The organism is Moheibacter sp. (genome assembly GCF_049672845.1).
In the GTDB taxonomy this organism is placed as follows: Bacteria; Bacteroidota; Bacteroidia; order Flavobacteriales; family Weeksellaceae; genus Moheibacter.
On the sequence record NZ_JBATWT010000011.1, the window covers coordinates 270259 to 282858 of the forward strand.

The window sequence follows — 12600 nt, forward strand, 5'->3', positions numbered from 1 at the left end:
ATTTATATCCCAAATTCGTTTTTGATTTTGTCTACATAATCCAGTTTCTCCCAAGTGAAGAATTCCAGATTTTCCAAAGTGACTTTATTGTTTCCGTTTTCAAAAGTTTTATTCGCCACAAATGGTTCTCTTCCCATGTGACCATAAGAAGCTGTAACCTGATAAATCGGATTTCTTAGTTTCAGATTTTGTTCAATTGCATAGGGGCGAAGGTCAAACATTTTCTGAACTTTTTCTGCAATTTCACCATCAGTAAAATCAACTTTAGATGTTCCGTAAGTATTGATGTATAAACCGCATGGTTCCGCAACACCAATTGCATAAGAAACCTGTACCAAAACTTCGTCTGCAACACCTGCAGCTACCAGGTTTTTAGCGATGTGACGTGTAGCATAGGCTGCACTTCTGTCCACTTTTGAAGGGTCTTTTCCACTAAATGCACCACCACCATGTGCGCCTTTTCCGCCATAAGTATCCACGATAATTTTTCTACCCGTAAGTCCGGTATCACCATGTGGTCCTCCGATTACGAATTTACCTGTTGGATTGATGTGGTATTTAATCTGGTCGTTGAAAAGTGTTTTAATTTCCGGTTTTTGTTTCGCAATTACACGCGGAATTAAAATTTCAGTAATGTCTTTTCTGATTTTAGCGAGCATAGCTTCTTCACTTCCAAACTCATCGTGTTGTGTGGAAACGACAATGGAATCAATTCGAACCGGTTTATGGTCGTCAGAGTATTCAATTGTAACCTGGGATTTAGCATCGGGACGCAAATATTTTATAGCGTCATTTTCACGTCTGATTTCAGCAAGTTCTTTCAAGATCGTATGTGCCAGATCCAGGGCCAAAGGCATATAATTCTCGGTTTCATTGGTTGCATAACCAAACATCATTCCTTGGTCACCGGCTCCTTGTGCATTTGCTTTTGTCTCGAAATCTGCATCATCTTTAACGCGGTCAACTCCCTGATTGATATCGGGAGATTGTTCGTGGATAGCTGAAATCACACCGCAAGAATCGCCATTAAACATATATTCTCCTTTTGTGTAACCAATGTCATTGATTACTTTTCTTGCGATTTGTTGTACATCCAGATAAGTTTCTGATTTTACTTCTCCTGCCAAAACGACTTGACCTGTGGTCACCAATGTTTCACAAGCAACTTTGGAATTGGGGTCAAACGCAAGGAAATGATCAATCAATGCATCTGATATCTGGTCAGAAATTTTGTCGGGATGTCCTTCAGAAACGGATTCTGATGTAAATAAATATGCCATAATTCTTTATTTTGGTGGGAGAAAAAATGATAAGACAGTACCTGTTTTAGCAATTTTTTACGAGGTTGCAATCAGTCAAATCTTTCCTCCGAAAATTTAATCTTGCAAAACTAATGAGTTTTTATCAATAGGAAAATGATTCTTGTTTTTAATTAGAGAATATTTAACCTCACCATACATTCTTTCATCTTATTGTAGGTGCGTTCTATATCATCATCCAATCCGATTGATAATCTGATTAATCCGTCAGAAAGCCCCATTTCTTTTTGTTCTTCCATTGGGATTTCGCTGGAAGTGGATGTTCCGGGTGCGCTAAACAGGGTTTTGTAAAAACCTAAACTTACGGCCAGATATCCCAGGTTTTCCATTTGCATTAATTCCATCAGCTCGTTTGCTTTGTCAAGCGATCCAACATCTAAAGTCATCATTCCTCCGAAACCATATTCAGGATTGTAAAATTTCTTAATGGTTTCATGTCCTGAATGTGATTCCAATCCCGGATAAACCGTTTTGAGCCCGTCGTTTTGGAATTTTTCGGCCAGAAATTGAGCGTTTCGGCTGTGTTGTTTCATACGGATGTGTAAAGTTCTCAGGTTTTTCAGAATGCTTGCCGCACGGAAGCTGTCCATTGTTGGTCCTAACAACATACAAGCGCCGTCGTTCACGTTTCGTAAATCATCAATAAATTCCTGGGTACCGCAAATCACGCCTCCTACGGCATCACTGCTTCCATTGATAAATTTGGTCAGACTGTGAATGACTACATCTGCCCCGAGATTAATCGGCGAAATCATGAAAGGGGAGAAAGTGTTGTCCACCACCAATTTCAGATTGTATTTTTTTGAAATTTCCGCAAGTGCTTGAATATCTGCAATTTCCAATAATGGGTTACTAACAGTTTCGCAGTAAATAACTTTTGTTTTTTCAGTAATTGAACTTTCAACTGAATCCAGATTTGTGATATCCACAAATTTGGTTTGAATCTGTAATTTAGGCAGGAAATTCTTCATAAATGCATAAGTCCCACCATAAATGGTACGGCTGGAAAGAATTTCATCTCCCGACTGGCAAAGCTGCAATAAAACAGAAGTAATGGCGCCCATCCCTGATGCAGTGACATTTGCGGCTTCTGAGTTTTCCATTGCTGCCAGCGCCTGACCCAAATAAAGATTGCTTGGAGTAGAGTGACGGGAATAAAGGTAACAACCCTCTGCGTTTCCTTCAAAAGTATCGAACATGGTTTTGGCCGATAAAAAAGTATAAGTGGAAGAGTCTGTTATGGAAGGGTTTACGCCTCCGAATTCTCCGAAATATTGCAGATCTTGTATGCTGTCTGCAGGTTTATGTTTTGTCATCATGTTTTGTTTTAATTATGAAACCAAAAATGAAAATATTAAGTTGAAAAATCAATGAAGTGTTATATATTTAGATTTTTATTCTAATAATTAATTTCTAACTAAATTATTTTTCTATATTCTTATTTATTAATTGAATTTCACTTATAAAATTTCACATGAATCTAGACAAGACCGATTTGGAAATTCTGAACCATTTACAAGAAAACTCCAAATTTACCCATAAACAACTTTCGATAAAACTAAGTCTTTCGCCAACGGCGATTTTTGAACGTATCAAAAAACTTGAAAGAACCGGTATTATCAGAGGGTATTCGGCGATTTTGGACCGAAAAACATTGGGTAAAGAACTGATGGTTTTTTCTCACATTAAGTTGGAAAAGCATTCGCAAAAGAACATCACAGAATTTGAAAAACAAATAAAATTACTGAACGAAGTGCACGAATGTTATCATGTGAGTGGAGACTACGATTATATTCTGAAAATGACATTTTCTGATATGGATTCTTATCGGGAGTTTATGGTCAAAAAACTGACTACAATTCCGAGCATCGGAAGTACGCACAGTATTTTTGTGATAAATGAAGTTAAAAACGAGATAGGATTTAGATTGTAACAAAACATCCCGAAAATGTTTTCGGGATGCTCAGGGTTTAGATTAGGACCGATATTTATTCATAATCGATCATTTCTGCGTTAAACAGCACAAGATTGCGTGAATATTCTTCGTCATTAAGATCTACTATATAAACGGATTTTACTGAAATCAAGTCGTTGGCTGTATTTGTAAATATAATTTCGGCATCGTTGGGAGAAAACTGAGGATCAATATCTATAGTTCCAAGCGGTTTTTCACTCAATTCCGAGAAATCTGTCGAGGTTTGATCTGCGAAATTATAGATGAAAATTCGGCTGTCCAATTGACGGTAATTTGAATCTTCATAACCCGAAACATCATAAGTATATAATAATCTGTCACCGGTAATGCTCCAATCCAGTCCGCCTACAGCGCCTTGTTGTCCTTCAAAAATGGTTTCTAAAAGATTTCCGTTTGCATCCAGGATGATGATTTTTGCTTGGTAGCCGTTGATATTATTGGTAACGATTGCAATTTTGGATCCGTCATAGCTCCAGGCGCATTTGGTTATAAATTGTCCGTCGGCAGTTTGGTAGATTTGTTGCTGGCCGGTTCCGTCATAATTTACACGATAAAGTTTGTCAAAACTCGGGAAAATAAATCTGTTACCGTTGGTATTCCAATCAAAATCCATAACATCGGGACGGAATCCGTGAACCGGTGCCTGACTTACCTGATGTGGGTTTTCACCATTTAAATCTGCTGTAACCAAATGTGTTTGTCCGGCGATGGTTTGTAAAAATGCTACTTTCTGGGCAATGTTATTTTTATGAGGTCGCCAGCTTGAATGGATAGAAGTGGTGATGTAAATTGATTCTTCAAGATTGGTAGATTTGATTATAAAATTACCATTCTCTTTCTGAACATAATGATAACGGTATTCCGGGTTTGAACGAACTGTGAACTGACTGGATTCACTGAAAACTTCATCGTTGATTCCATCTGAAACCACCACTTGCCAGGTGTAAGTGGTTCCGAAATTAAGATTTTCCAATGCTAAAGTGTCTACTTCCAAATCTGGAAATTCCAATTGTTCATTGGTAGTGTTATTGCTTACCAAAACACTATATATGAGTGAGTCGCTGTCTGGGTCTGTACTGCTCCATTCAAGCGTGAGATCATTTGGGACGTCTGTTGCGAGATTAGTTGGAGAAATCAGTTGAGGTGTGGTGGGTGGTTGATTGAGTGTTTCGTCTGTGATCATTTCAAAAACGATTGTAACAATTTGTTCTGATTCTGTAATGCTTATAGCGTCCACTTCTGTCACGTATCCGTTTAATTCTGCTTTTACAGAATAATCACCTATAGGAATGCTCTCCAAAATTTCAAAATTTCCTTCTTCATCACTGAAAACCGTTTGGGTGGATGGAGTGGTAGTGATTTTCACATTTGCCAAAGGTTCATTTGTTAATTCCAAACGTACAGAACCTTTCAAGGTACCTTTTTGGGTTCCGTCAAGTAAATCCTCGCTGCATCCGAACAGGAGAATTGTAAATATGCTGAGTAATAATATATTTTTCATGATTGTATTATTTTTTTCTTTCGCCAAAATTAATTTGAACACCTACACCGACTTGAAGGAAATGATCATCTCTTTTACCTGAGATTTTCTCGTCCCAATTGTCATCAAATCCAATATGGTATGAACCAAATCCTCTAATGCCAACAGTAGGGGAAATCAAATATTCCAAACCGCCGCCAAATTGAGTTTTAAATTTGCCATCCCGGTCTAAACCTTTTGTGTCGGTAATGATTCCAAATCCACCAAATAAATAGGGACTAAATTGATTGAACGGCATGGTTATGTACTCTAAATCCAAATCGTATGTGCTGAATGTGGATCTGAAATATTGTTTAGAGCCTAATTCTTGAAGTCCAATTGAAAGATTTACATTGAAATAATCAGAAAAAACATATTTAAAAGTACCTTTAACTCCGGGACGCATGGTTTGGGTTTTGTAGTCGCCTTTTAGCGTATTGAAAGTATAAGAAAGTCCAAATGAGAATTTTGATCTTCTCTCTTTTTCCCAAATTCCCTTTCCTACAACGCGTTTGTTGCTTTCTTCCATTTCTTTGTTGTAATTGACCAACAATTCATTGGCTATTTCAACTTCTTCGTCTGCAGTTTCCCAAACTTTGTCTTTTATGCCTTCAAGAACCATCAGGTAAACGGCCTTATTTATGGCCTCTGTAACTGCTATATGAACCGGTTCATTATTGGTAACACCAACTTCAGCTTCCATCAATCTTTCAAAATCTATATAGCGAAACATACTGGAGTTGATGGATTGAGAAAGAATTGTTTTGGACGTATATACAGTTTTTAAGACTTTTCCGTTGCTTGTGGAAACAGCACGTAGATAAACAGTGATTCTGTCTTGTCGGTATTCCGTGGACCCGCCAATCCCGAAATATCTGGCGCCTGCGCCGCCTGTAAGAATATTTGTATCGTAAGAAATAACGCCTCCTTCTAATAATATTCCTGCGAAAAGAAGAGGAGGGAGCTGATTGTTAGTCTGGTTGTTTCCTGCGTATTCTTGACGAGTTGTACGGATAATTTGTCGCTCATTTAGAAGGTTTCCAATGTTTTCCCTTTCTATGGGAACAAACCATTTGCTGTCTTCGAGCGATTTAATCAGAATGGTTGTTAGTCCTTGTGGCACGGCTGTACTCCAATTGGCACCCATTTCAGATGCTTTGTATTGCCCCGTTTGGTCACGGAATTTGTACACACCCACAACGACTTGCTCTTTGGGCTGAGGAAGTTTTTCGAAATCCCGTTGGGTTGGGGTTGATTCGCCTATATAAGATCGGTCTTCAACACCTCCCGGTGGAATCATAAAAACTCCACAACTTTGAAGTGCAATTAAGATTGCGAAATAAAGAATGTAAATGGGGGGTTTCATAATATAATAGTTTAGAGAATAATTTCTGTGGATTCGCCGGTTTGACTATCAATGATACTAATGATGGATCCATTTCTCGTATCATCAATTGTTATAAATAAGCCTCCGACTTCATAGGTTCCTGGCTCTGTTCCAACTCCTCCTGATCCATCACCACCACCACCAAAAAGTCCTCTTGTTAGTTGATTCAAAATTTGTCTTTTGACGGAGTCAGAAAAATTACTGAGAGCAGAGTTTTGGAATTCATTTGACATTTCTTGATTATCAAAAGGGTTTTGGGCATTGGCTGAAGATAATAACCAAGAATAATTCAGGTAGCTTCCACCAAAATTGGGATTGACAGGTTCATAATTTAATTGTTGAGCTGAAGTGTATGAACCAACAAAAAGTGTTGTCAAAACGAGTATGAAAGTTAAATTTTTCATGATGAGGGAGATTTAATAGTTAAACTCTTGTTTTATGTTATCTTTTTCTTCGGCAAATTTTAAAAGTTGTCGAAGCGCCATTGATACTTGTTGTTTACTGTATTCTTCGTTAGGATTGGTGTAGAATTCATAAACAATTTCATGATCGGCTTTTACTTGAATAATGCTTGTTTGACCTCTGTAGGGAAGTTCTGATATGAGTATGATGAAATTAAATTTTTTGGGATATTGATTGTACACAGAAAAAAAATTGTCATAAAAGTCTTTTCCGAATTTAGTTTTTGATTCATCTACCACCATTCCTTCCAGCATGAGTGATGTTTCATCAATAATTGTAGTGGAAAGAGGTTTTATTTCTATCGAGTCTTTTGTAATTAATTTATTTTCTAATTCATCGCGTATATATAAAATAGCCTTGATATTTTGACTTTCTGATTGACTTAATCTTGTAACTGATAGTTTTTTGATTTCTCCTGGTTCGATTGTAAACTTTCCGCTTTGTTTATTTACAGAAATGTTTTGGGATTTATTTGTCTTTTTGACAAGTAATAAATAATTATATTCCAAATGAAGGGAACTTAAATTTTTCACGATAGGTTGGAGTGTGATTGTGTTTTCATCTTGTTCGATTCCTATCTCTGCTTCGATTAATACCTCGTTTCCTTCTTGTCCATAATTGATGCCGAACAGAAGGAGGAATATGATTAGGGTATATAAAAGAGTTTTCATGGGTAGTTTCTTATGATTACATTGCGGTTGTCGCCTTTAATGTTGATGGTAATGTTGTCCATTATCTGATTGTTACCGTATATTTCCACATAGTTGTTGGTACCTTCAATATTTACATTTAAGTCTGAAGCAAGGATGGAGGTTTCGGTGTAATAAAACTGTTGATAATCACCGGATTGAGATAAAGAGATTTTACTTGCTTCAATTTCGGCTGTATTGAAATTGCCCATCTGAATAACTTGCGTACCGTATACGCCTCCTGAATTATTAGAAATATAATTCAATAAATCAGCTTCTGAGAGGTTTTGGGATTTTGACATTCCAAAAAGCAGAATTCCTATTAATATGATAATTGCTTTCATGACGGGAGTGTTAAAAAGGAACTGCCCTAGAAATTTACCTCCCCCATTTTCGGTAAACTTTAGGACAGCCCTATAAAATTTGTTTCTTTCTCGAGGGGGGGATTTGAGAAAGGCTGATTTGTTTCTTAGTTCGTTTGAACAACTACCATAGAGTTGCTGCTTCCAAGTTGAACTCCTAGGTGAGAATGATCTTCTCCGAATTGAAGTACCAAAGAAGAGTTGTCATCTCCAAATTGGATATCCACTGCAGAATTACCAGAACCCCATTGTCCTTGGCCGATAAAATTGCCATCACCCATTTGTAAGGCATAAGCGTCGTTACCAAATCCATCTTGATATTGAATGATAGAGTTCCCGTTTCCGTCTTGTCCGGCATAAGCAGTGTTAAATGCTCCCATCTGATCTTGGTCAACTTCGTTAAACCATCCATCTTGCTCAGAAGTCGCAGAGTTGAAGGATCCTTCCTGGTATTGGTTTGTGTAATTGGCAAATCCCACTTGAGAAGTTTCTGCGTAGTTACCAATTCCGATTTGCATTTGCTCGTTTACATTTCCAACGCCCAATTGATCTACATGAGCTTCGTTACCAATTCCAAGTTGAGTGGTTGAATTACTGTTGAACCATCCTTCTTGAGATACATAAGCTTCATTAAAAGCTCCAACACTTAAAGTTTCATTTTCGTTAGCCCAACCCACTTGCGTAGTTTCTGCATGGTTTGACAAACCTAATTGAACAATTGAATTTTCATTGTCCAATCCTTGTTGGTAAACAATAGCTGAATTGTCTACTCCTACTTGTAGCGTAACGTCATTGTTGCTTTGAGCGATTGCTACTGTTCCGAGTGCAAATGATGCACATAAAATTAAATTTTTCATGATGTAATAAATTTTAGTTGTAGGACAAAATTAGGATCATGAATCTAATCAGACTTCATTGTTTTTTGGTATTTAAAAAAAATACTCATTTTCCGGTAGTAAAAAAAAAACAGGGTTTTTCCTGATGTCTTATTAATTAAAAAACAGTAAATTAGCAAATGAAAAATATAACTATATAATATATATGCGTATGATCAAATAATATTAATAACCTCCCCCAGTAATTTATCTCTCTCAAATACTAAAATTACTTATGAAAAAATCTCCTAATGTCTACTTAGCAATAGATAATCAAATTTTGCTAAAAGGGTTTGAAGGATTAATTAAAAGTCAAATTAACGACGCAGTAATCCATACTGTAAGTGACGCAAAAGAATTATTTGAAATAAATTTTCAAAAAAATCCTGAAATTCCCAAGATCCTTATTTATGACGCGAATCTAAAAAATGAACAAACCAATCTGTTGCTTTACAATCTGCTTCAGACTTATCCCTGCCTCAAAACACTTATTTTAATTAACGAATTTGACAAAAAAAAGATTAAATTTTTATTCAACGTTGGTATTTACGGTGTTTTAACAAATGATATATCTTCTGAAGATTTCCTGGATATGTTCAACGATATCTTGAGTGGTAAGAAATGTCTTTCTCCGGTGTTCAGAGAACAAGTAATTAAACAATTCTGTCAAAAGGATGGTGACTTTGTTCAGTCTGGTTATATTGGAAACCAAATAGATGTAAACGAGGATACAAATTATGTTGACCAGTTATTTGGGCTGACAAAAAGAGAAAAGGAAATTCTTTGTCTGATTTGCAATGGTAAAAACACTAAGGAAATTTCAGAAGAATTGTTTATAAGTTTGCATACAGCTGAAACTCACAGAAGAAATCTTTTGTGCAAATTGGATGTGAAAAACACCGCAGAAATGGTGAAAGTTGCTGTTATAAGCAAATTAGTTACAGCTTAAAACAAAAAAAAACGGAACTCTCGGGTTCCGTTTTTTATATCTCTTTTCTCAATCTCGCCACCGGAATGTTCAATTGTTCGCGGTATTTGGCGATAGTTCGTCTTGCTATCGGATAACCTTTTTCTTTGAGAATTTCCGTAAGCTTCTCGTCAGTGAGCGGTTTTTTCTTGTCTTCTTCCGCAATTACATCTTGCAAAATTCGCTTGATTTCACGCGTCGAAACTTCTTCACCGTCTTCATTGGTCAGACTTTCAGAAAACAAATCTTTAATCAGAAAAGTACCATAAGGCGTATTGACATATTTGCTATTGGCCACTCGGGAAACCGTCGAAATATCCATTCCGATTCGGTCAGCGATATCTTTCAAAATCATCGGTTTGATTTTGGTTTCATCGCCCGTTAGAAAATATTCTTCCTGAAATTCCATGATGGATTGCATGGTGTACATCAAGGTATTTCGGCGCTGGGTAACCGCTTCAATGAACCATTTCGCCGCATCCAATTTCTGTTTCACAAACAAAACCGCTTCTTTTTGTTCGGTCGATTTTTTCTCGGTATGTTTATAGGTGTCGAGCATTTCCGCATAAGCATTGGAAACTCTCAATTCAGGAACATTTCTTCCGTTTAAAGTCAATTCGAGTTCGCCTTCCACAATCCGAATGGTAAAATCCGGGGTGATGTGTTCTACTTCTTTGGTGTTTCCGGCAAATGATTTTCCGGGTTTTGGATTTAATTTTTCGATTTCCGAAATCGCTTCTTTCAGCTGTTCTTCGGTCACGTCATGCTTTAGCATCAAACGTTTGTAATGCTTCTTTGTGAAGGATTCAAAAGATTTTGTGATGAGGTCCAAAGCCAGTTCAGAAGATTCGGTTTGAGGCGATTTATTCTCCAATTGAACCTTTAAGCATTCTTGCAAATCACGAGCACCAACTCCCACCGGATCAAGTTTTTGAATGTAATTCACCAAAAGATTTTCCACTTCATTTTTATCAGTGTAAATATTCTGAGTAAACGCCAAATCATCTACGATTGCCTGCAAATCCCGGCGAATGTATCCATCGTCATCCATATTTCCGATGATGAAACTTGCAATCTGAAATTCCTCTTCGTCGAGTCGGTACATAGAAAGCTGATTTTCCAAATAATCCAGAAAGCTGATTCCCTGTGCATAGGGGATGGCTCGCTCTTCATCGTCGTCGCTGTAATTATTGGTATAAGTTTTATAATTGGGAATTTCATCGTCACTCAGGTATTCATCAATGTTGATATCGCTCGTGTCGATGGTATTATCGTCGTTATATTCATCATTTTCCCAGTCTTCATTTTCGGAGAATTCATCATTCAATTCATTTCCTTCTTCCAGCGCCGGATTTTCTTCCATTTCCTGCTTGATCCTTTGTTCAAATGCGATGGTAGGCAACTGAACCAGTTTCATCAACTGAATTTGCTGAGGAGAAAGTTTCTGTTGTAATTTTAAACTGAGTTCCTGTTTTAACATAGCTTAAATTTAATTAAAATTCTGCACTTTTGGGCGTGCGGGGGAAAGGTATCACATCGCGGATATTTCCCATTCCCGTTACAAATAACACCAATCTTTCCAATCCCAAACCAAATCCGCTGTGCGGAACAGTTCCAAATCTTCGCGTATCGCGGTACCACCAAAGTTCTTCTTTGTCGATGCCGAATTGCTCAATTTTCTGATCCAAAACATCCAGTCTTTCTTCACGTTGTGAACCGCCGACAATCTCGCCGATGCCCGGGAAAAGAATGTCCATCGCACGAACGGTTTCGCCGTCTTCGTTTAAACGCATATAGAAAGCTTTGATTTTGGCCGGATAATCAAACAAAATCACCGGAGTTTTGAAATGTTTTTCTACTAAATATCTTTCGTGTTCCGACTGCAAATCGGTTCCCCAACCTTCAATCGGATATTTAAATTTCCCTTTTTGATTGTGTTTGGATTTTTGAAGAATTTCAATCGCTTCCGTATAAGATAAACGGATGAATTTATTTTCCAAAACATAGTTCAAACGCTCCATTAAACTCAAATCCGAACGTTCATTCTGTGGTTTCTGAGTTTGTTCTTTGTCAAAACGTTCCGCCAGAAATTTCATATCATCGGCGCAATTGTCCAAAGCATATTGAATGACATATTTCAACATATCTTCGGCCAAATCCATATTCATATCCAGATTGTAAAAAGCCATTTCGGGCTCAATCATCCAGAATTCAGCAAGGTGACGGGTGGTATTGGAATTTTCCGCACGAAAAGTTGGTCCAAAGGTGTAAATTTTCCCCAATCCCATTGCTGCCACTTCTCCTTCCAACTGCCCGGAAACCGTCAGATTGGTATGTTTCCCAAAGAAATCCTGAGTGAAATCTACTTTTCCTTCTTCATTTCTCGGTAATTCTTTTTCCAAATCAAAATTGGTCACGCTGAACATTTCGCCCGCTCCTTCGGCATCTGATCCGGTAATAATCGGCGTATTGACATACACAAACCCATTTTCATTAAAATATTTATGAATGCCAAACATCAGACTGTTTCGAACACGCATAATGGCCGAAAAAGTATTGGTTCGAAAACGCAAATGCGCCTGTTCGCGCAGCTTTTCCAGACTGTGTTGTTTGGGTTGCAGAATGGTGGACTGAAGTTCGTCGGGATTGGCTTCACCCAAAACTTCAATGGTCTTGGCAATGATTTCGATTTCCTGTCCGGCTCCCTGGCTTTCCACCACTTCGCCCGAAACTTTCAGAGAAGCTGCCGTGGTTATTTTTTTCAGAATATCCTCATTGAACTTCTCGAAATCTACTACAATCTGAATGTTTTTGATTGTTGAACCATCATTCAGCGCAATGAAACGATTGCTTCGGAAGGAACGAACCCAACCTTGAATGGTTATATCTTGTAAAATTGCCTGTTTGCCTTTCTCGAGTAATTCTTTGACTGTATAATTTTTCATTTTATCAATTCTAGTTTTACAAAAATAGTCATATTTAACAAAGAGTAAATTATATAGGTATAATTTTTGATACAATTTTTCGACATTTATTTTGGAGGAT

Annotated in this window: 12 protein-coding genes; 2 read left to right on the forward strand and 10 right to left on the reverse strand. The window is 37.4% G+C overall.

The annotated features are described in order from the left end of the window. Positions 1-2: 2 nt before the first annotated feature. Together metK and WBF63_RS05300 are read right to left on the reverse strand one after the other, a co-directional pair. A complete protein-coding gene (gene metK, locus WBF63_RS05295; RefSeq protein ID WP_424368658.1) occupies positions 3-1280 on the reverse strand; it encodes a methionine adenosyltransferase in 1278 nt (425 codons plus the stop codon). Between the two features lie 152 nt (positions 1281-1432). Further along, complete coding sequence (locus tag WBF63_RS05300) at positions 1433-2635, reverse strand: aminotransferase class I/II-fold pyridoxal phosphate-dependent enzyme (RefSeq protein WP_424368759.1); 1203 nt, start codon at positions 2633-2635, stop codon at positions 1433-1435. Between the two features lie 158 nt (positions 2636-2793). Here WBF63_RS05300 and WBF63_RS05305 point away from each other — a divergent pair, with 158 nt between their 5' ends. Then, entirely contained in the window at positions 2794-3252 is a 459-nt protein-coding gene (locus WBF63_RS05305; RefSeq protein WP_424368659.1) for an Lrp/AsnC family transcriptional regulator, read from the forward strand. Between the two features lie 55 nt (positions 3253-3307). On the opposite strand, the gene WBF63_RS05310 is transcribed toward WBF63_RS05305, so the two are convergent. The 6 genes from WBF63_RS05310 to WBF63_RS05335 form a co-directional block, all read right to left on the reverse strand. Next, a complete protein-coding gene (locus WBF63_RS05310) occupies positions 3308-4795 on the reverse strand; it encodes a carboxypeptidase regulatory-like domain-containing protein (RefSeq protein WP_424368660.1) in 1488 nt (495 codons plus the stop codon). Between the two features lie 7 nt (positions 4796-4802). Beyond that, a complete protein-coding gene (locus WBF63_RS05315; RefSeq protein WP_424368661.1) occupies positions 4803-6179 on the reverse strand; it encodes a CsgG/HfaB family protein in 1377 nt (458 codons plus the stop codon). 11 nt (positions 6180-6190) lie between these two features. Further along, positions 6191-6604 (reverse strand): curli assembly protein CsgF, encoded by a 414-nt coding sequence (locus tag WBF63_RS05320; protein WP_424368662.1) that lies wholly within the window; start codon positions 6602-6604, stop codon positions 6191-6193. 12 nt (positions 6605-6616) lie between these two features. Next, on the reverse strand, positions 6617-7333 hold the full coding sequence (locus tag WBF63_RS05325) for a CsgE family curli-type amyloid fiber assembly protein (protein WP_424368663.1): 717 nt from the start codon (positions 7331-7333) through the stop codon (positions 6617-6619). Next, positions 7330-7695, reverse strand: a complete 366-nt coding sequence (locus WBF63_RS05330; protein WP_424368664.1) for a hypothetical protein — start codon at positions 7693-7695, stop codon at positions 7330-7332. The genes WBF63_RS05325 and WBF63_RS05330 overlap by 4 nt, the downstream gene beginning before the upstream one ends. 125 nt (positions 7696-7820) lie before the next feature. Continuing rightward, on the reverse strand, positions 7821-8570 hold the full coding sequence (locus WBF63_RS05335) for a hypothetical protein (protein ID WP_424368665.1): 750 nt from the start codon (positions 8568-8570) through the stop codon (positions 7821-7823). Positions 8571-8823: 253 nt separating this feature from the next. Between WBF63_RS05335 and WBF63_RS05340 the strand changes: the two genes are divergently transcribed. Beyond that, positions 8824-9537 (forward strand): response regulator transcription factor, encoded by a 714-nt coding sequence (locus tag WBF63_RS05340; RefSeq protein ID WP_424368666.1) that lies wholly within the window; start codon positions 8824-8826, stop codon positions 9535-9537. A 34-nt stretch (positions 9538-9571) separates the two neighbouring features. On the opposite strand, the gene rpoN is transcribed toward WBF63_RS05340, so the two are convergent. Together rpoN and asnS are read right to left on the reverse strand one after the other, a co-directional pair. Further along, positions 9572-11035, reverse strand: coding sequence for an RNA polymerase factor sigma-54 (gene rpoN, locus WBF63_RS05345; RefSeq protein WP_424368667.1), 1464 nt, complete (start codon positions 11033-11035; stop codon positions 9572-9574). Between the two features lie 13 nt (positions 11036-11048). Then, the gene (gene asnS, locus WBF63_RS05350; RefSeq protein WP_424368668.1) at positions 11049-12500 is read right to left on the reverse strand and encodes an asparagine--tRNA ligase; all 1452 of its coding nucleotides are present in this window, start codon (positions 12498-12500) and stop codon (positions 11049-11051) included. Positions 12501-12600 lie beyond the last annotated feature (100 nt).